This window comes from Pseudomonas azotoformans (assembly GCF_001579805.1).
GTDB lineage: Bacteria > Pseudomonadota > Gammaproteobacteria > Pseudomonadales > Pseudomonadaceae > Aquipseudomonas > Aquipseudomonas azotoformans_A.
The window spans coordinates 3,605,432-3,624,890 of sequence record NZ_CP014546.1; the positions used below are offsets into that span (position 1 = coordinate 3,605,432).

Annotated in this window: 13 protein-coding genes, 2 tRNA genes and 3 rRNA genes; 12 read left to right on the forward strand and 6 right to left on the reverse strand. The window is 57.5% G+C overall.

The features are described 5' to 3' along the window. The first annotated feature begins 4 nt into the window (after positions 1–4). A complete protein-coding gene (locus AYR47_RS16890) occupies positions 5–1,165 on the forward strand; it encodes a cysteine desulfurase family protein (protein ID WP_033900277.1) in 1,161 nt (386 codons plus the stop codon). A gap of 37 nt (positions 1,166–1,202) precedes the next feature. Beyond that, on the forward strand, positions 1,203–3,011 hold the full coding sequence (locus tag AYR47_RS16895; RefSeq protein ID WP_061435985.1) for an aminopeptidase P family protein: 1,809 nt from the start codon (positions 1,203–1,205) through the stop codon (positions 3,009–3,011). Here AYR47_RS16895 and AYR47_RS16900 read toward each other — a convergent pair. Further along, positions 3,004–3,912, reverse strand: coding sequence for a LysR family transcriptional regulator (locus AYR47_RS16900; protein ID WP_061435987.1), 909 nt, complete (start codon positions 3,910–3,912; stop codon positions 3,004–3,006). The two genes, AYR47_RS16895 and AYR47_RS16900, sit on opposite strands and share 8 nt — an antisense overlap. A 115-nt stretch (positions 3,913–4,027) precedes the next feature. Between AYR47_RS16900 and AYR47_RS16905 the strand changes: the two genes are divergently transcribed. Beyond that, positions 4,028–5,014 (forward strand): zinc-dependent alcohol dehydrogenase family protein, encoded by a 987-nt coding sequence (locus AYR47_RS16905; protein ID WP_061435989.1) that lies wholly within the window; start codon positions 4,028–4,030, stop codon positions 5,012–5,014. Here the strand turns inward: AYR47_RS16905 and AYR47_RS16910 are convergent. The 4 genes from AYR47_RS16910 to rhtA all read right to left on the reverse strand — a co-directional run bounded on the left by AYR47_RS16910 (position 5,011) and on the right by rhtA (position 7,813). Further along, positions 5,011–5,601 carry a 2-hydroxychromene-2-carboxylate isomerase gene (locus AYR47_RS16910; protein ID WP_061435994.1) on the reverse strand — a complete coding sequence of 197 codons (591 nt, stop codon included), beginning with the start codon at positions 5,599–5,601 and terminating at the stop codon, positions 5,011–5,013. The genes AYR47_RS16905 and AYR47_RS16910 overlap by 4 nt on opposite strands. A gap of 35 nt (positions 5,602–5,636) precedes the next feature. Further along, positions 5,637–6,368, reverse strand: a complete 732-nt coding sequence (locus tag AYR47_RS16915; protein ID WP_061435996.1) for an SDR family oxidoreductase — start codon at positions 6,366–6,368, stop codon at positions 5,637–5,639. A 111-nt stretch (positions 6,369–6,479) separates the two neighbouring features. After that, entirely contained in the window at positions 6,480–6,761 is a 282-nt protein-coding gene (locus AYR47_RS16920; protein WP_016980214.1) for a hypothetical protein, read from the reverse strand. Positions 6,762–6,925: 164 nt separating this feature from the next. Next, positions 6,926–7,813 (reverse strand): threonine/homoserine exporter RhtA, encoded by an 888-nt coding sequence (gene rhtA, locus AYR47_RS16925; protein WP_033900260.1) that lies wholly within the window; start codon positions 7,811–7,813, stop codon positions 6,926–6,928. A gap of 642 nt (positions 7,814–8,455) precedes the next feature. Here rhtA and AYR47_RS16930 point away from each other — a divergent pair. From AYR47_RS16930 to mrdA, 6 genes are all read left to right on the forward strand, one after another. Continuing rightward, a 16S ribosomal RNA gene (locus AYR47_RS16930) occupies positions 8,456–9,992 on the forward strand. Positions 9,993–10,075: 83 nt separating this feature from the next. After that, positions 10,076–10,152: transfer RNA gene (locus tag AYR47_RS16935), tRNA-Ile, on the forward strand. Between the two features lie 30 nt (positions 10,153–10,182). Further along, positions 10,183–10,258 (forward strand) — tRNA-Ala (locus AYR47_RS16940). A gap of 249 nt (positions 10,259–10,507) precedes the next feature. Beyond that, positions 10,508–13,399, forward strand: a 23S ribosomal RNA gene (locus AYR47_RS16945). A 154-nt stretch (positions 13,400–13,553) separates the two neighbouring features. Beyond that, a 5S ribosomal RNA gene (gene rrf / locus AYR47_RS16950) occupies positions 13,554–13,669 on the forward strand. The 16S, 23S and 5S rRNA genes sit together here with 2 tRNA genes alongside, the layout of an rRNA operon. 258 nt (positions 13,670–13,927) lie before the next feature. Continuing rightward, positions 13,928–15,820 (forward strand): penicillin-binding protein 2, encoded by a 1,893-nt coding sequence (gene mrdA / locus AYR47_RS16960; protein WP_016974809.1) that lies wholly within the window; start codon positions 13,928–13,930, stop codon positions 15,818–15,820. A 1-nt stretch (position 15,821) separates the two neighbouring features. Here the strand turns inward: mrdA and AYR47_RS16965 are convergent, their stop codons facing one another. After that, positions 15,822–16,223, reverse strand: coding sequence for a GFA family protein (locus AYR47_RS16965; RefSeq protein ID WP_033899646.1), 402 nt, complete (start codon positions 16,221–16,223; stop codon positions 15,822–15,824). A 133-nt stretch (positions 16,224–16,356) separates the two neighbouring features. On the opposite strand from AYR47_RS16965, the gene AYR47_RS16970 reads away from it, so the two are divergent. The 3 genes from AYR47_RS16970 (at position 16,357) to AYR47_RS32980 (ending at position 19,459) form a co-directional block, all read left to right on the forward strand. After that, the gene (locus AYR47_RS16970) at positions 16,357–16,887 is read left to right on the forward strand and encodes a sigma-70 family RNA polymerase sigma factor (RefSeq protein ID WP_061435999.1); all 531 of its coding nucleotides are present in this window, start codon (positions 16,357–16,359) and stop codon (positions 16,885–16,887) included. A 2-nt stretch (positions 16,888–16,889) separates the two neighbouring features. Further along, a complete protein-coding gene (locus AYR47_RS16975) occupies positions 16,890–17,840 on the forward strand; it encodes a FecR domain-containing protein (RefSeq protein ID WP_033899650.1) in 951 nt (316 codons plus the stop codon). Positions 17,841–17,932: 92 nt separating this feature from the next. Beyond that, a complete protein-coding gene (locus AYR47_RS32980; protein WP_237142473.1) occupies positions 17,933–19,459 on the forward strand; it encodes a TonB-dependent siderophore receptor in 1,527 nt (508 codons plus the stop codon).

The window sequence follows — 19,459 nt, forward strand, 5'->3', positions numbered from 1 at the left end:
CGTCATGAATAAACGTCCGCTGTATTTCGACTACGCCGCCACCACCCCGGTGGATGAGCGGGTCATCCAGGTGATGGTCGAGTGTCTGGGCTTCAATGCCAATTTCGGTAACCCCGCGTCCAGTTCCCATGCGTTCGGCCAGGCGGCCCGGCACACGGTCGAGCAGGCGCGTCGCCAGGTAGCCGAGTTGGTCGGTGCCAACCCTGAGCAAATCGTCTGGACCTCCGGCGCCACCGAATCCAACAACCTTGCAATCAAGGGCGTGGCCCAGGCGCGAGGCGTGACGGGTGGGCATATCATCACCAGCCAGATCGAACACAAGGCTACGTTGGATACCGCGCGGCAACTGCAGGAAGCCGGCGTGGCCGTCACCTACCTGGTGCCGGATGCCGATGGGTTGATCAGTGCCGATGCCGTCAGCGAAGCCTTGCGCGAAGACACGTTCCTGGTTTCGCTGATGCTGGTGAACAACGAACTGGGCACCCTCAACGACATCTCCGCCATCGGCGCGCGAGTGCGTGAACACGGCGCGTTGTTGCATGTGGATGCGGCGCAGGGCGCGGGCAAAGTGGCGATCGACCTGGCGCAGTGGCCAGTAGACTTGATGTCATTTTCGGCCCACAAGCTGTATGGCCCCAAAGGGATTGGCGCGTTGTATGTCGGCCCTCGGGCGCAGCAGAAGGTGTTGGCGCAGATCCACGGCGGTGGTCACGAAGGCGGCCTGCGCTCCGGCACCCTGGCGACCCATCAAATTGCCGGCATGGGCACCGCGTTTGCCTTGGCGGCGGCGTCTTTTGCTGAAGAAAAGGCGGTGATCGTCGCCTTGCGTCAGCGCTTGCTGGACCAGTTGGAATCGGTGGCCGGCGTGCGCCTCAATGGCAGCGCGACACAACGTATTCCACATACCCTGAGCCTCACGTTTGGCGAAGGCGAATTCAACGCCGCTGCGTTGAGTGCGGGGATCGCGTTTTCCGCGACCTCGGCCTGCAATTCGGCGAGTAACGCGCCGTCCCATGTGCTCCTGGCGTTGGGCCATGATGCACGCAGCGCCGGCCGTACCATTCGCTTGAGCCTGGGCCGGTTTACCACCGAGCAGGATATCGACCAGGCGGTGCAATTGATCAAGGCCGCCCTGGCCAGTGCACCGGCGTTCTGGGCGGTCTGATTCACATAATAATTATTCGTGGTTAGCAGGAGACACAATGAGTACGCAGCCTTTGACCCATGGAACGGTTCCCCAGCGCCTGGCGCACACCCGTGAACTGATGAGCCGCGAGGGCATTCACGCCCTGCTGGTGCCGTCGGCCGACCCGCACTTGTCCGAGTACCTGCCGGGTTACTGGCAGGGGCGGCAATGGTTGTCGGGGTTTCATGGTTCGGTGGGGACGCTGATTGTCACTGCGGATTTCGCCGGCGTGTGGGCCGATAGCCGTTACTGGGAACAGGCGACCAAGGAACTCAAGGGCAGCGGCATCGAATTGGTGAAACTGCAGCCAGGCCAACCCGGACCGCTGGAGTGGCTGGCCGAGCAAACGCCGGAAGGTGGCGTTGTCGCGGTGGACGGTGCGGTCATGGCCGTGGCCTCGGCGCGGACCCTGGGCGGCAAGTTGGCGGAGCGCGGTGCACAACTGCGTACTGATATCGACCTGTTGGATGAAGTCTGGCAAGACCGTCCGACACTGCCAAACCAGCCGATCTATCAGCACCTGCCGCCTCAGGCCACCGTCAGCCGGGGTGAGAAACTCGCCTCGCTGCGCGCTGTCCTGAAGGAGAAGGGCGCCGACTGGCACTTCATCGCCACCCTGGACGACATCGCCTGGCTGTTCAACCTGCGCGGCGGTGATGTTTCGTTCAACCCGGTGTTTGTGTCCTTTGCGCTGATCAATCAACAGCAGGCCACGTTGTTCGTGGCGCTGAGCAAAGTCGATGCCGCGTTGCGGGCGGTGCTGGAACAGGATGGCGTGACGCTGCGCGACTACAGCGAAGTGGCGGATGCCTTGCGTACGGTGCCGGCGGGCGCCAGTGTGCAGGTCGACCCGGCGCGCGTTACCGCGGGCTTGCTGGAAAACCTCGATGCCGGCGTCAAGCTGGTCGAAGGACTCAACCCGACCACCTTGGCCAAGTCGCGCAAGAGCCTGGCCGACGCGGAACACATCCGCCAGGCCATGGAGCAGGACGGCGCGGCGTTGTGCGAATTCTTCGCCTGGCTGGACAGTGCGCTGGGGCGCGAACGTATCACCGAACTGACCATCGACGAACACCTGACCGCTGCGCGCACCCGTCGCCCCGGTTATGTGTCGCTGAGTTTCAACACCATCGCGGCGTATAACGCCAATGGTGCGATGCCGCACTACCACGCCACTGAAGAAGAGCACGCAGTGATCGAAGGCGACGGGCTGCTGCTGATCGATTCGGGCGGGCAGTACCTCGGCGGCACAACGGATATCACGCGGATGGTGCCAATCGGTACGCCGAGCGAGGAACAGAAACGCGACTGCACCCGTGTACTCAAGGGCGTGATTGCCTTGTCCCGTGCGCATTTCCCGAAAGGCATCCTGTCCCCGCTGCTGGATGCCATTGCTCGCGCGCCGATCTGGGCTGAGGGCGTGGACTACGGCCACGGTACCGGGCACGGCGTAGGCTATTTCCTCAATGTGCATGAAGGCCCGCAAGTGATTGCCTATCAGGCGGCCACTGCGCCGCAAACGGCGATGCAGCCGGGGATGATCACCTCCATCGAACCGGGCACTTACCGTCCGGGACGCTGGGGCGTGCGTATCGAGAACCTGGTGCTGAACCGCGAAGCCGGCAAGACTGAGTTCGGCGAGTTCCTCAAATTCGAAACATTGACCCTGTGCCCGATCGACACGCGCTGTCTGGAACCGTCGCTGCTGACGGCAGACGAGCGTGAGTGGTTCAACGCTTACCATGCCGAGGTGCGTGAGCGTTTGAGTCCATTGCTCGGCGGTGCCGCACTTGAATGGTTGCAGGTGCGCACTGCGGCTATTTGATCGCCTGCAATTCGGGTGCCTGGGCCAGGGCGTCGGCCATATAGTCGACGAATGCCTTGACCCGGGCCGATTGGCGGCGGTTGGGTGCTGACACCGCATGGATCGGCAGTGGTTGCGGGGTGTAGTCCTGCAATAACGCAATCACGCGGCCGGCTTTCAAATCGTCATGGAACAACCACAGGGGCGACAGCGCAATGCCGAGCCCCGTCAACACCATCTCCCGCACCGCTTCGGAGTTGTTGCTCTGGGCGTTGCCGGTGATGCGCACGCTGTGTCGCGTGCCATCCTTTTCGTAAACCCACTGGTTCTGGCTGCTGAGCAGGTTGAACAGCAGGCAGTTGTGCTGGCTGAGATCCTGCGGGGTTTTCGGTGCGCGATGGTTGGCCAGGTAAGCCGGGCTGGCCAGGGTGACGCGGTGGGTGGTGCCGATCTGCCTGGCGATCAAGCCGCTGTCGCGCAGTTCACCGATTCGCAGGGTCACGTCCAGGCCTTCGCTGACCATGTCCTGCAGGTGATCGTTGAGTTGCAGGTCTATTTGTACGTCAGGGTATTTCTGCAGGAAATCGCTCAAACGTGAAGCAATCTGAAGGCGCCCGAAACTCACCGATGAGCCCACGCGCAGGGAGCCGGCGATCGCCTCTTTGCCGGTCTGGAAGCTGTGTTCGGCAGCATCCACAGCGGCGAGGATTTCGCGACAGTGGCTGTAGTACCGCTGACCTTCGTCGGTCAGGGACAGTTGGCGCGTACTGCGAGCAATCAGCTTGCCGCCCAGTTCGGTTTCCAGGGCGCGCAGGATTTTGCTGATGGTGGGTTGGGTGGTCTGCATTTCCCGGGCGACGGCGGAGAAGCTGCCGCGTTCGATCACGCGAACGAAAATCGCCATTGCGTTGAGTTTGTCCATGGGGCGTCCAATTCATTCTTCTTGCGCATAAGCACTATAGTCTTTTGGTGTCTTATCGGCATGAATTGGCTGGCGGATCATTGACTTCATTCTTCGATGACGCGAGACCGCCAACATGACTGATATGCATGCTTTGATTGTGGATGCCGTGGATGCACCGTTCCGGCTGACGACAATTCCTAAACCGGTAGCAGGCGCTGGCCAAGTGTTGGTCAGAATCAGCGCCAGTGGCCTTAATCCATTGGACGGGAAAATCCGCGCCGGCCAGGCTGCCCATGCCCGGCAGCCATTACCGGCGGTGCTCGGCATGGACCTGGCAGGCACCGTGGAAGCCGTCGGCCCAGAGGTCAGTGATTGGCACGTAGGCGATAAGGTCTATGGGTTGGCGACCGGCATCGGAGGCGCACAGGGCTCGTTGGCCGAATACGCAGCCGTCGATGCCCGTTTGCTGGCGAAGAAGCCCGAGGCCTTGAGCATGTGTGAAGCAGCGGTGTTGCCGCTGGTGCTGATCACCGCGTGGGAAGGCTTGGTGGACCGGGCGCATGTAGGCTCCGGGCACAAAGTACTGATCCAAGGCGGCGCGGGCGGTGTAGGGCATGTCGCAGTACAACTGGCGATTGCCCACGGAGCGCAGGTATACGCCACGGGATCCGCCAAGCATAGTGCGGTGATCGAGGCGCTGGGCGCGACGTTTATCGACTATAAGCTGCAGGCGGTCGAGGAGTACGTCGCGCAGTACACTGCGGGCGAAGGCTTCGACATTGTGTATGACACCGTCGGCGGCGAAACGCTGGATGCATCCTTTCGAGCCGCCAAGACCTATCAAGGTCATGTAGTGAGTTGCCTGGGTTGGGGGCAACACAGCCTGGCACCGCTGTCGTTTCGTGGGGCAACCTACTCGGGCGTGTTTACCTTATTGCCGTTGCTGACCGGCAAGGGGCGTGAGCACCACGGGCAGATTCTAGCCGAGGCGGCGCGGTTGATTGATGCAGGTAAACTCAAGCCGACCATGGATGGGCGTTCATTCGATTTGCACAGTGCGAACGCCGCCTACGATCTGCTCGCAAGCGGCGCGCAAGGGCGCTTGGCGATCGAGATCTAACTCAGGGCTTCGCGCACAAAATCCAGACGGTCCTGACCAAAGAACAGCTGGTTGCCTACAAACAGGCTGGGCGCACCGAACACGCCCCGTTGAACGGCTTGATCGGTGTTGTCCTTGAGGGCGGTCTTTACCGCTTCGTCGTTGGCCAGGGTCAGAACCTCTTCGGGACTAAAACCGTGTTCGGTCAGCACGGCAGCAACAACAGTGGTGTCTCCCAAATGACGGCCATCAACCCAGAGGGCGCGGAACAGGCAATCCACAAAGTCATCGAAGCGCTGGGGTTGGCGCAATTGAATGCCGGTGACGGCCCGCATCAACAGCAGGGTATTGATGGGAAAGTGCGGGTTGAACGTGAGCGGTACGTTGTAGCGACGTGCATAGCGCGCCAGGTCATCGAACATGTAGCGACCTTTGGCGGGCACGGTGATGGGAGAGGCGTTGCCCGTGGCCTTGAACACGCCGCCCAACAGCATGGGCTTATAAATCAGCTGCGTACCGGTTGAGGCGCACAGTGCGGGGAGCTGGGTGTAGGCCAGGTAGGTGGCGGGGCTGCCGAGGTCAAAGAAGAACTCCAGGGTTTTACTCATGGTCGATGCTCGCTGCTTATTATTGTGGGGCGTGCTTACCAGGGTTCATTCCAGGGGCGCAGGTCCAGTTCGAACGTCCAGGCGTCGCGTGGCTGGCTGTGCAGGTACCAATAGTTATCGGCGATATGCTCGGGGTTGAGGATGCCGTCATGGTCCTTGAGCGCGTATTTCTGCGGGAAATTGTCGCGAATGAAGTCGGTGTCGATGGCGCCGTCGACCACCACATGGGCAACGTGGATGTTTCTGGGCCCGAGTTCCCTGGCCATGCTTTGCGCGAGCGCCCGGATACCGTGTTTGGCGCCGGCGAAGGCGGCAAACCCTGCAGCGCCGCGCAATCCTGCGGTGGCACCCGTGAACAAAATGGTGCCTCGATTGCGCGTGACCATGCGTTTAGCGACTTCGCGGGCATTCAGGAAGCCGGAGAAGCAAGCCATCTCCCAGATCTTGAAATACTTGCGCGCGGTTTCTTCCAGGATGCTGCACGGCACGTTGGCGCCGATGTTGAACACGAAGGCTTCAATCGGACCCAGCTCGGTTTCGATCTGCTCGATCAGCGCAATGACGTCTTCTTCTTTACGTGCATCGCAGGCAAAGCCATGGGCTTCACCGCCTGCCGCGTGGATGCTGTCTACCAGCGGCTGCAATTTATCGGCGCTGCGGCGGGTGACACACGCCACGTAGCCTTCGCGGGCAAAGCGCTTGGCAATGGCGCCGCCCGTTGCATCACCGGCACCCACTACCAATACGATTTTCTTGTTGTGCGTCATGGGAACTCCCTTGGCTCAATGGTCGAGCAGGAGTCTAGTCGCAGCGCCGCAAAGGGCTGGTTTTATCGCTGGAATTTAATGAGAGCAGTCAGGGGATGACTGCTCGAGCGATTACTTGCAGATGACGATCATGCTTCGACTGGTGTAGCCGGCAGGGTTGAGGCCGAAGGGGTAGTCCCCAGGTTCCTCGGAATTGTCACCGGACTTTGCGATAACCCGATAGCCCTTGGCGCCGCAAGAGTTCGTTGCACTGGTGTAGCACTGGTCCCAGGAAGAAGACAGGCCGGAACAGTTGATATGCAGCCCTTTTTTGCCACGTTTCACTTCTGTTTTGGTGGTCGCGGCACAACCGGCAATCGCCATGACCATTAACAGTATCAAAATTCGCTTCATTCCTATCCTTAATAGCCGCCTCGCAATGCTAGAGGCTGGCTCTACTCGCTCTCGGGTGTAGCGTTCGCGCTGTCCTTGTCGAAATTCTCCATGAATGACATTCGTTTACGGCTTAAACATGGCCTAAATGAGCGCCAAATGCCAGAGCTACATTCAAACAGCCTTCAATCCGCTGGAACCAGCGGCTTTGACTCGCTGCGCATTGTCACGGTAGCGCCTACGGAGGCCAGGATGATGCACGTGATTGCCAGCCATTGCGCGAGTGACAGGTGTTCGTGCAGGAACAGCAGGCCGGAGAGGGCACCGAAAGCCGGTTCGATGCTCATCAGCGTGCCGAAGGTACGGGCGGGGAGGCGTGTCAGTGCGACCATTTCCAGGGTGTAGGGCAGGGCGGTGGACAGAATGGCGACACCGATGGCGACCGGGATCAGGGCGGGCGTCAGCAATGCGCTGCCCGCATGCACGATGCCGATAGGGGCAACAAACAAGGCGGCGATCATTACGCCGAGGGCGGCGGTCTGCACGCCGTTGTCATTACCGGCTTTCTGGCCATACAGAATGTAGAGCGCCCAGCAGACCCCGGCACCCAAGGCGTAGCCCGCACCCAGTAGATCGATACCGCTGCTCGCTTCTCCCATTGGGATAAGTAGGAGCAAGCCGATGATTGCCAGGGCAATCCACAGGAAATCGACCGCGCGCCGAGAGGCATAGATAGCCACGGCAAGCGGGCCGGTGAACTCCAGGGCCACCGCGATCCCCAGAGGTACGCTGCGCAAGGACATATAGAAGAGGAAGTTCATGCCGCCCAGGGCCATCCCATAAACGATGACGGTGCGCAGGGATTTGGCCGTCAACTTAGCACGCCATGGACGTAATAGAAGCAGCATGATCACGCTGGCAAAAATCAGGCGCAGTGCCGTGGTGCCTTGTGCGCCGACGATAGGAAACATGCTCTTGGCCAGCGAGGCGCCGGACTGGATGGAGGCCATGGCAATCAGCAGCAAGCCGACTGGGAACAATGTCGAGGCCAGGCTGCGGGGGGAGGTGGTCATTTGGGAGTGTTCGTCCGAAGTCATATTAAGAGATGCGTGGGCGCTATGATGCTTAACTGTTCGAGGTTGAGCAATATATTGCTCAATTATCCTTGGTAAGGGCTTATAACGGACGAATCTTGAGGTTTTCAGCTTCTTTGATAGAAAAACCAAATCAAGGGTTGACGGCAGATTTCATACGTCTATAATTCGCCCCACTTCCGGCGCAGTCGAAACGGAAAACTCCTTGGTAAACAATGAGTTATGTAGGTTTCGGCAGCAGGTTGCTTCAGTTCATCGAAGCCAAAAGGAAGTTGAAAAAGAGGTGTTGACAGCAGTGTGTAACGCTGTAGAATTCGCCTCCCGCTGACGAGAGATCGGAAGCGCAAGTGGTTGAAGTTGTTGAAGAAATCTTCGAAAGCTTCTGAAAATAATCACTTGACAGCAAATGAGGCTGCTGTAGAATGCGCGCCTCGGTTGAGACGAAAGATCTTAACCAGCCGCTCTTTAACAACTGAATCAAGCAATTCGTGTGGGTGCTTGTGGAGTCAGACTGATAGTCAACAAGATTATCAGCATCACAAGTTACTCCGCGAGAAATCAAAGATGTAACCAACGATTGCTGAGCCAAGTTTAGGGTTTCTTAAAAACCCAAAGATGTTTGAACTGAAGAGTTTGATCATGGCTCAGATTGAACGCTGGCGGCAGGCCTAACACATGCAAGTCGAGCGGTAGAGAGAAGCTTGCTTCTCTTGAGAGCGGCGGACGGGTGAGTAATGCCTAGGAATCTGCCTGGTGGTGGGGGATAACGTTCGGAAACGGACGCTAATACCGCATACGTCCTACGGGAGAAAGCAGGGGACCTTCGGGCCTTGCGCTATCAGATGAGCCTAGGTCGGATTAGCTAGTTGGTGAGGTAATGGCTCACCAAGGCGACGATCCGTAACTGGTCTGAGAGGATGATCAGTCACACTGGAACTGAGACACGGTCCAGACTCCTACGGGAGGCAGCAGTGGGGAATATTGGACAATGGGCGAAAGCCTGATCCAGCCATGCCGCGTGTGTGAAGAAGGTCTTCGGATTGTAAAGCACTTTAAGTTGGGAGGAAGGGTTGTAGATTAATACTCTGCAATTTTGACGTTACCGACAGAATAAGCACCGGCTAACTCTGTGCCAGCAGCCGCGGTAATACAGAGGGTGCAAGCGTTAATCGGAATTACTGGGCGTAAAGCGCGCGTAGGTGGTTTGTTAAGTTGGATGTGAAATCCCCGGGCTCAACCTGGGAACTGCATTCAAAACTGACTGACTAGAGTATGGTAGAGGGTGGTGGAATTTCCTGTGTAGCGGTGAAATGCGTAGATATAGGAAGGAACACCAGTGGCGAAGGCGACCACCTGGACTAATACTGACACTGAGGTGCGAAAGCGTGGGGAGCAAACAGGATTAGATACCCTGGTAGTCCACGCCGTAAACGATGTCAACTAGCCGTTGGAAGCCTTGAGCTTTTAGTGGCGCAGCTAACGCATTAAGTTGACCGCCTGGGGAGTACGGCCGCAAGGTTAAAACTCAAATGAATTGACGGGGGCCCGCACAAGCGGTGGAGCATGTGGTTTAATTCGAAGCAACGCGAAGAACCTTACCAGGCCTTGACATCCAATGAACTTTCTAGAGATAGATTGGTGCCTTCGGGAACATTGAGACAGGTGCTGCATGGCTGTCGTCAGCTCGTGTCGTGAGATGTTGGGTTAAGTCCCGTAACGAGCGCAACCCTTGTCCTTAGTTACCAGCACGTAATGGTGGGCACTCTAAGGAGACTGCCGGTGACAAACCGGAGGAAGGTGGGGATGACGTCAAGTCATCATGGCCCTTACGGCCTGGGCTACACACGTGCTACAATGGTCGGTACAGAGGGTTGCCAAGCCGCGAGGTGGAGCTAATCCCATAAAACCGATCGTAGTCCGGATCGCAGTCTGCAACTCGACTGCGTGAAGTCGGAATCGCTAGTAATCGCGAATCAGAATGTCGCGGTGAATACGTTCCCGGGCCTTGTACACACCGCCCGTCACACCATGGGAGTGGGTTGCACCAGAAGTAGCTAGTCTAACCTTCGGGAGGACGGTTACCACGGTGTGATTCATGACTGGGGTGAAGTCGTAACAAGGTAGCCGTAGGGGAACCTGCGGCTGGATCACCTCCTTAATCGACGACATCAGCTGCTCCATAAGTTCCCACACGAATTGCTTGATTCATTGAAGAAGACGATAAAGAAGCAGCCCGAAATTGGGTCTGTAGCTCAGTTGGTTAGAGCGCACCCCTGATAAGGGTGAGGTCGGCAGTTCGAATCTGCCCAGACCCACCAATTTTGTGTGGGAAACGCCTGTAGAAATACGGGGCCATAGCTCAGCTGGGAGAGCGCCTGCCTTGCACGCAGGAGGTCAACGGTTCGATCCCGTTTGGCTCCACCACTACTGCTTCTGAAGTTTGAAAGCTTAGAAATGAGCATTCCATCAAAATGATGGTGAATGTTGATTTCTAGTCTTTGATTAGATCGTTCTTTAAAAATTTGGGTATGTGATAGAAAGATAGACTGAACGTTACTTTCACTGGTAACGGATCAGGCTAAGGTAAAATTTGTGAGTTACTCAGTTTTGAGTATTATCGAATTTTCGGCGAATGTTGTCTTCACAGTATAACCAGATTGCTTGGGGTTATATGGTCAAGTGAAGAAGCGCATACGGTGGATGCCTTGGCAGTCAGAGGCGATGAAAGACGTGGTAGCCTGCGAAAAGCTTCGGGGAGTCGGCAAACAGACTTTGATCCGGAGATGTCTGAATGGGGGAACCCAGCCATCATAAGATGGTTATCTTACGCTGAATACATAGGCGTAAGAGGCGAACCAGGGGAACTGAAACATCTAAGTACCCTGAGGAAAAGAAATCAACCGAGATTCCCTTAGTAGTGGCGAGCGAACGGGGACTAGCCCTTAAGTGGCTTTGAGATTAGCGGAACGCTCTGGAAAGTGCGGCCATAGTGGGTGATAGCCCTGTACGCGAAAATCTCTTAGTCATGAAATCGAGTAGGACGGAGCACGAGAAACTTTGTCTGAATATGGGGGGACCATCCTCCAAGGCTAAATACTACTGACTGACCGATAGTGAACTAGTACCGTGAGGGAAAGGCGAAAAGAACCCCGGAGAGGGGAGTGAAATAGATCCTGAAACCGTATGCGTACAAGCAGTGGGAGCCCACTTTGTTGGGTGACTGCGTACCTTTTGTATAATGGGTCAGCGACTTATTTTCAGTGGCGAGCTTAACCGAATAGGGGAGGCGTAGCGAAAGCGAGTCTTAATAGGGCGTCTAGTCGCTGGGAATAGACCCGAAACCGGGCGATCTATCCATGGGCAGGTTGAAGGTTGGGTAACACTAACTGGAGGACCGAACCGACTACCGTTGAAAAGTTAGCGGATGACCTGTGGATCGGAGTGAAAGGCTAATCAAGCTCGGAGATAGCTGGTTCTCCTCGAAAGCTATTTAGGTAGCGCCTCATGTATCACTGTAGGGGGTAGAGCACTGTTTCGGCTAGGGGGTCATCCCGACTTACCAAACCGATGCAAACTCCGAATACCTACAAGTGCCGAGCATGGGAGACACACGGCGGGTGCTAACGTCCGTCGTGAAAAGGGAAACAACCCAGACCGTCAGCTAAGGTCCCAAAGTTATGGTTAAGTGGGAAACGATGTGGGAAGGCTTAGACAGCTAGGAGGTTGGCTTAGAAGCAGCCACCCTTTAAAGAAAGCGTAATAGCTCACTAGTCGAGTCGGCCTGCGCGGAAGATGTAACGGGGCTCAAACCATACACCGAAGCTACGGGTATCACGTAAGTGATGCGGTAGAGGAGCGTTCTGTAAGCCTGTGAAGGTGAGTTGAGAAGCTTGCTGGAGGTATCAGAAGTGCGAATGCTGACATGAGTAACGACAATGGGTGTGAAAAACACCCACGCCGAAAGACCAAGGTTTCCTGCGCAACGTTAATCGACGCAGGGTTAGTCGGTCCCTAAGGCGAGGCTGAAAAGCGTAGTCGATGGAAAACAGGTTAATATTCCTGTACTTCTGGTTATTGCGATGGAGGGACGGAGAAGGCTAGGCCAGCTTGGCGTTGGTTGTCCAAGTTTAAGGTGGTAGGCTGGAATCTTAGGTAAATCCGGGATTCTAAGGCCGAGAGCTGATGACGAGCTAACTTTTAGTTAGCGAAGTGGTTGATGCCATGCTTCCAAGAAAAGCTTCTAAGCTTCAGGTAACCAGGAACCGTACCCCAAACCGACACAGGTGGTTGGGTAGAGAATACCAAGGCGCTTGAGAGAACTCGGGTGAAGGAACTAGGCAAAATGGCACCGTAACTTCGGGAGAAGGTGCGCCGGTGAGGGTGAAGGACTTGCTCCGTAAGCTCATGCCGGTCGAAGATACCAGGCCGCTGCGACTGTTTATTAAAAACACAGCACTCTGCAAACACGAAAGTGGACGTATAGGGTGTGACGCCTGCCCGGTGCCGGAAGGTTAATTGATGGGGTTAGCTAACGCGAAGCTCTTGATCGAAGCCCCGGTAAACGGCGGCCGTAACTATAACGGTCCTAAGGTAGCGAAATTCCTTGTCGGGTAAGTTCCGACCTGCACGAATGGCGTAACGATGGCGGCGCTGTCTCCACCCGAGACTCAGTGAAATTGAAATCGCTGTGAAGATGCAGTGTATCCGCGGCTAGACGGAAAGACCCCGTGAACCTTTACTATAGCTTTGCACTGGACTTTGAATTTGCTTGTGTAGGATAGGTGGGAGGCTTTGAAGCGTGGACGCCAGTCTGCGTGGAGCCAACCTTGAAATACCACCCTGGCAACTTTGAGGTTCTAACTCAGGTCCGTTATCCGGATCGAGGACAGTGTATGGTGGGTAGTTTGACTGGGGCGGTCTCCTCCTAAAGAGTAACGGAGGAGTACGAAGGTGCGCTCAGACCGGTCGGAAATCGGTCGTAGAGTATAAAGGCAAAAGCGCGCTTGACTGCGAGACAGACACGTCGAGCAGGTACGAAAGTAGGTCTTAGTGATCCGGTGGTTCTGTATGGAAGGGCCATCGCTCAACGGATAAAAGGTACTCCGGGGATAACAGGCTGATACCGCCCAAGAGTTCATATCGACGGCGGTGTTTGGCACCTCGATGTCGGCTCATCACATCCTGGGGCTGAAGCCGGTCCCAAGGGTATGGCTGTTCGCCATTTAAAGTGGTACGCGAGCTGGGTTTAGAACGTCGTGAGACAGTTCGGTCCCTATCTGCCGTGGACGTTTGAGATTTGAGAGGGGCTGCTCCTAGTACGAGAGGACCGGAGTGGACGAACCTCTGGTGTTCCGGTTGTCACGCCAGTGGCATTGCCGGGTAGCTATGTTCGGAATAGATAACCGCTGAAAGCATCTAAGCGGGAAACTAGCCTCAAGATGAGATCTCACTGGAACCTTGAGTTCCCTGAAGGGCCGTCGAAGACTACGACGTTGATAGGTTGGGTGTGTAAGCGCTGTGAGGCGTTGAGCTAACCAATACTAATTGCCCGTGAGGCTTGACCATATAACACCCAAGCAATTTGACTACTCGAAAGAGCATCAGATTGCGGTGTGTGAAGACGATAGAACCGAAAGTTCGAATCTCACAAAACACCGAAAGCTGTCACATACCCAATTTGCTGAAGCGAGGCCTATGCCACGACTCAGTACCCGAATTTCTTGACGACCATAGAGCATTGGAACCACCTGATCCCATCCCGAACTCAGCAGTGAAACGATGCATCGCCGATGGTAGTGTGGGGTTTCCCCATGTGAGAGTAGGTCATCGTCAAGATTAAATTCCGAAACCCCATTTGCGAAAGCAGATGGGGTTTTGTTTTGGGCGGTCGAAAATCCAGCCACCATACATCAACCTCATAAACACCAAGCGTCCTCAGCGCAATTCCTCTCAAAAACGGCTCATTAGCATGCCGTTCGGGAATTCGATGCAAAGTGTTTCCGCATTTTTGGTATGGTGCAGCACATTTTCACAGGGATTGATCTTTTATCCGCAGGACGCGGCGTCGACCTTCTTCAACGAGATGCTGTAGAAATGCCTGAACCGATACCGATCAAAGATCACGAAAAAGAGAACCGCCTGGTCAACAAGCGCCTGCTCGCCTGTGCACTGTTGGTGATTGGCATCACCTGCGCGCTGGTAGGGCGCATGTACTTCCTGCAGGTCGTACAGTTTGACTACCACTCCACGATTTCCGAAAACAACCGTGTCCACGTGTTGCCGATCACCCCGACGCGTGGGTTGATCTACGACCGTAACGGCGTGGTACTGGCCGACAACCGCCCCAGCTACAACCTGACAATCACCCGTGAACGCACCACCGACCTCAAGGGCGAGCTGGACGCTATCGTCAGCCTGCTGCACCTGCCGGCCGAAGACCGCGCGGTCTTCGACAAAGCACTGAAGCAGGCACGCCATCCCTTCGTCCCTGTGACCTTGTTCTACGAACTGACCGAAGAGCAGATCGCGCTACTGGCCGTGAACGAGTTCCGCCTCCCTGGCGTAGACGTAGAACCGCAGTTCGTCCGCCATTACCCGTTGGGCGCTCACTTTGCGCACTCCATCGGTTACGTAGGCCGGATCAACGAGAAAGAATCCAAAGCTCTCGACTCCGTGGAGTACCGCGGCACGCAGTCCATCGGCAAGACCGGTATCGAGCGCTTTTACGAATCCGAGCTGCATGGCCACGTCGGCTATGAAGAAGTCGAGACCAATGCGCAGGGCCGCGTACTGCGCGTACTCAAGCACACCGACCCGATTCCCGGCAAAAACATCGTGCTGAGCCTTGACGTGCACCTCCAGGAAGCGGCGGAAGAAGCCTTGGGTGATCGCCGTGGCTCGGTGGTTGCACTGGACCCGCAAACCGGCGAAGTTCTCGCCATGGTCAGCAAGCCCAGTTTCGATCCGAACTTGTTTGTCACCGGTATCAGCTTCAAGGAATACGCTGCACTGCACGATTCTATCGACCGGCCGCTGTTCAACCGCGTGCTACGGGGTCTCTACGCGCCAGGCTCGACGATCAAACCGGAAGTCGCCATCGCCGGCCTGGACAGTGGCGTTGTCACTGCACAAACCCGCGTGTTCGATCCTGGCTACTACCAATTGCCGGACTTTGACCATAAATACCGCAACTGGAACCACAGCGGTGACGGCTGGGTAGACATGGACGCGGCCATCATGCGCTCCAATGACACCTACTTTTACGACCTGGCCCACAAGCTGGGCATCGATCGCCTGCACGACTATCTGGCTGAGTTCGGCCTGGGCCAGAAGGTCTCATTGGACATGTTCGAAGAGTCCGCCGGCCTGATGCCTTCCCAGGCCTGGAAGCGCGCCACGCGCCGGCAACCCTGGTTCCCGGGCGAAACCGTGATCCTCGGCATTGGTCAGGGCTACATGCAGGTCACGCCACTGCAACTGGCCCAGGCCACCGCACTGATTGCCAACAAAGGCGTGTGGAACCGACCGCACCTGGCCAAGACCATCAACGGCGTGCCGCCGGTGGATGAAAACCCGATGCCCAACGTGGTCCTCAAGGATCCACGTGATTGGGAACAGGTCAATCACGGCATGCAGTTGGTGATGCACGACCCACGCGGCATTGCACGTGCTGCCGCACAAGGCGCGCAATATCGCATTGCCGGCAAGAGTGGTACGGCGCAAGTGGTGGCGATCAAACAGGGCGAGCGTTACAACCGTGAGAAGACCCTCGAGCGCCATCGCGACAACGCCCTGTTCGTCGGCTTCGCGCCAGCGGAACACCCGAAGATCGTGATTTCGGTGATGATCGAAAACGGCGAGGCCGGCGGTCGCGTGGCGGGTCCGGTGGTTCGCCAGATCATGGACGCCTGGCTACTCGACCAGGAAGGCCACCTGAAACCGCAATATGCGACGCCGGCCAAAGCGCCCGGCGACCCCAAGGTTTGATTCAGGTCTTCCACTCATCCCACTGGTCTACGCCTTCGTAGGCCAGCCAAGGCACATCATGGGCCGTCCAGATGTGCGCGGTGGGCCTGACGCCCGGATCATCGTCCAGCGTCGCCACCCGTACAATGACGTGGGGCTGATGCCCACGCTCCGCCATCAGGTGTGAGCCGCAGCGCGAGCAGAAATGCCGAAGTTTGCCCGGCGACGATTCGAAGGACGCCAGCCACTCCTGGCCCTGTGTCCAGCGAAAGTGCTCACGCATCACGCCGGCTGTCGCCACAAATGCCGCCGCGTGCACCTTGCGGCAGCTGTCGCAATGGCAGTGGCTGATGGGCATATCCAGGCTGTCGAGTTGATAGTGCACGGCCTTGCAGAAGCAACTTCCATGGAGCTGTTGAGTCATCGTGATCACCTCAGGGGGAGGGGAACAATTTACCTTTCGCCGACACGCTGCGCATCACAGTCATACAAGCCATTGCCCTTATTCCTACATTGCTCTAAATTGCGAAGCGTTCTCATTCGTGCGCAATATCATTATGCCTTTGTCTGCTGGGCCTCATTTTTCCCACGAACCCATTGGCCAACTCTATGGTGACCACCACCGCTGGTTGGTCAGCTGGCTGCGTTCGCGCCTGGGTTGCTCCCATCAGGCGGCTGACCTGGCTCAAGACACCTTCATTCGTTTATTGCTGGCCGAACGCACGCAGCCGGTGGCCGCTGAGTTGAAGGAACCACGGCATTTCCTGGTGACAATTGCCAAGCGCGTCATGATCGACAGCTTTCGCCGCAAAGCCCTGGAGCAGGCTTATCTCCAAGCCATGGCCGAGCAGCCGCAGGCCTATGCCATCTCGCCGGAGGAGCGGCTGTTGGTCATCGAAACCCTGCAGCGTCTGGATGCCATGCTCAATGGTTTGGGGCGCAAGGCCAAACGTGCCTTCCTGCTTTCGCAGTTGCAGGGCATGCCTTACAAGGACATTGCTGAACAGCTACAGGTCTCGGTAAGTTCGGTGACCAAATACATCGCCAAAGCCACCGAGCATTGTCTGATCTTCGCCCTGGAGCATTGACGGTGACCCGTGACGCGCAGCGCCAAGCCCTCAGCGGGGCGGCCCACTGGGTCGCACGCCTGGCAGCCGACCCGGGCGACCCTGAGTTGCACGCGGCTTGGCTTGCCTGGCGAGATGAAAACCCGCTGAACCAATGGGCGTGGCAGCGCGTGGAACTCCTGCAAAGCCAACTCCAGAGTCTGCCCGGCACGATGGCCGTCAATGTGCTGGACGTCGCTGCCGACCAATCCCGGCGATTTGGCCGCCGCGCACTGCTCAAGAGTGTGGTGATCGGTGCCGGCGTGAGCGCCATCGGTTGGTCTGGCTATCGACAGGCGCCGCTGTGGATGGCTGATCAACGCACCACCACCGGCGAGCGCCACAGCCTGCGCCTGGACGATGGCACGCGGCTGTCCCTCAACACCGCCAGCGCCGTGGACATCCACTACACCGCCGAGCAACGCTTGCTGATTTTGCGTGCCGGCGAAATCCTCGTGGAAACCGCCCCCGACCCACGCCCTTTGCGAGTACGCAGCGCCCAAGGTGAAATGCGCGCGTTGGGCACGCGTTTTACCGTTCGCCAGTTCGATGACTTCACCGGCATGAGCGTATTGCAACACGCGGTGGCGGTCCGTCAGGTCATCGAACCGGCGGAAACCGTGATCACCGCCGGCCAGACTGTCACGTTCGATACCCGGCGCATGCTCTCCCTTCGGGCCAATGAACCTGGCGAAGGCGAATGGGCGCAGGGTCGGCTGATCGTCGACAACTGGCGCCTGGATCGCCTGCTGGCCGAATTGTCGCGCTACCGGTCGGGTTACCTGGGATGCGCGTCTGAAGTCGGCCATCTGACAGTCTCGGGGGCTTATTCACTGGACGATATCGACCTTGCCCTCAACGCCCTGACTCACGCGCTGCCGGTGCGTCTCAGTGCACGCACCCGTTATTGGACGACCGTCGTCCCGCGCGGCTGAAAATAATTATCAACAACTGTTGTCGATTGGCCGCACCTCGTTCGACTCCTCCTGCAAACCCCTTCATTCGCTTTAAACCATCAGGAGTCAACATGCGCGCAGGGCAAACCTCAGTCGCCACTCAGCCGCTTCGGTCATTTCGCAAAAAGCCTTTGCAGGTCGCGCTGTTTGGCGTGTCGTTGATGGTGCAAACCGGGCTGCTGGCCCCGCTGTTTGTGACAGGTTCCAGCGCAATGGCTGCCAGCCAACAGCAGGCTTTCGCCATTGCCCCTGGCCCGCTGGGCTCGGTATTGAGCCGATTTGCCAGTGATGCCGGCGTGGTGTTGTCCTTCGATTCGGGCCTGACCGCCGGCAAGCAAAGTGCCGGTCTGCAAGGTACTTACAGCATCGAACAAGGCTTTGCCCGACTGTTGGCGGGCAGCAACCTGGCGCTGTCCGTCAATAACGACGGCAGTTATGGCCTGGCGCCCCAAGCCAGCACGGGCACCCTGAGCCTTGGCGCCACCAGCATCAACGCTGAAGGGCTGGGGCTGACTACCGAAAACAGCGGTTCCTACACCACGGGTGCGGCCAGCACGGCGACGAAACTGCCGCTGTCCCTGCGTGAAACCCCGCAGTCGGTCAGTGTGGTCACCCGCCAACTGATGGACGATCAACACCTGTCGACCCTCAGCGAAGTGCTGAGCTTCACACCCGGCGTCAGCAGCAACCATCGAGACAGCGAGCGCTACTCCTTTTACTCCCGTGGGTTCGAGATCCAGAACTTCCAGTACGACGGTATTCCGTCCCAAGTCGCCAACGAATCCCAGCAGTACATCGGCCCGCTTTCCGACATGGTCATCTACGACCGCGTCGAGGTCGTGCGTGGTGCCACCGGCCTGATGAGCGGTGCAGGCACGCCGTCGGCCACCATCAACCTGGTGCGAAAGCGCCCGACCAAAGACTTCCAGGCGCACATCGCGGGAGAAGCAGGCGCCTGGGATCGCTATCGCTCCGAAGTCGACGTGTCCGGCCCATTGACCGAGACCGGTAATGTGCGCGGACGTTTTGTCGCGGCGTACCAGAAACAGAAATCCTTCGTGGACTGGTACAAGCAAGAGAAGCGTGTGATGTATGGCGCGCTGGATATCGACCTGAATGACTCCACGACCCTGCGCACCAGCCTGGATTACCAGAACAACGATGCCAATGGCACCAGCTACGGCCATATTCCGTTGTTCTACAACAATGGCCGCCAGACCGATTTCTCGCGCTCCTTCAACCCGGCGACACGTTCCAGCTACATGGACAACACCAGCTACACCTTCACCACCATGCTGGACCATAAACTGGAAAACGACTGGAGCCTGAAGACTGCCTACAGCCATCAGTATTCCTATCGCAAAGGGCAGGGCGCTTCCGCCAGTGGCAGCTACCCGGACCCGATCACCGGCCAGGGCGCCAAGGCGTTCATCTACCGTCTCGACAGCTACCAGACCCAGGACACCCTGGATGTATACGCCAATGGCCCCTTCCAGCTGGGTGGACGTGAGCATGAGTTGGTGGTCGGCGCGAGCACTTCGCACACTCACCTGAACTTCCCCAACTACAGCAGTACCCTGGCCGGGCCAGGACAATGA

Bases quoted from the DNA above. Each gene is read 5' to 3' on its own strand.
- AYR47_RS16905 (WP_061435989.1), top strand. From the start codon at position 4,028: ATGACTGATATGCATGCTTTGATTGTGGATGCCGTGGATGCACCGTTC.
- AYR47_RS16910 (WP_061435994.1), bottom strand. From the start codon at position 5,601: ATGAGTAAAACCCTGGAGTTCTTCTTTGACCTCGGCAGCCCCGCCACC.
- mrdA (WP_016974809.1), top strand. From the start codon at position 13,928: ATGCCTGAACCGATACCGATCAAAGATCACGAAAAAGAGAACCGCCTG.
- AYR47_RS16890 (WP_033900277.1), top strand. From the start codon at position 5: ATGAATAAACGTCCGCTGTATTTCGACTACGCCGCCACCACCCCGGTG.
- rhtA (WP_033900260.1), bottom strand. From the start codon at position 7,813: ATGACCACCTCCCCCCGCAGCCTGGCCTCGACATTGTTCCCAGTCGGC.
- AYR47_RS16965 (WP_033899646.1), bottom strand. From the start codon at position 16,223: ATGACTCAACAGCTCCATGGAAGTTGCTTCTGCAAGGCCGTGCACTAT.
- AYR47_RS16970 (WP_061435999.1), top strand. From the start codon at position 16,357: ATGCCTTTGTCTGCTGGGCCTCATTTTTCCCACGAACCCATTGGCCAA.
- AYR47_RS32980 (WP_237142473.1), top strand. From the start codon at position 17,933: ATGCGCGCAGGGCAAACCTCAGTCGCCACTCAGCCGCTTCGGTCATTT.
- AYR47_RS16895 (WP_061435985.1), top strand. From the start codon at position 1,203: ATGAGTACGCAGCCTTTGACCCATGGAACGGTTCCCCAGCGCCTGGCG.
- AYR47_RS16915 (WP_061435996.1), bottom strand. From the start codon at position 6,368: ATGACGCACAACAAGAAAATCGTATTGGTAGTGGGTGCCGGTGATGCA.
- AYR47_RS16920 (WP_016980214.1), bottom strand. From the start codon at position 6,761: ATGAAGCGAATTTTGATACTGTTAATGGTCATGGCGATTGCCGGTTGT.
- AYR47_RS16900 (WP_061435987.1), bottom strand. From the start codon at position 3,912: ATGGACAAACTCAACGCAATGGCGATTTTCGTTCGCGTGATCGAACGC.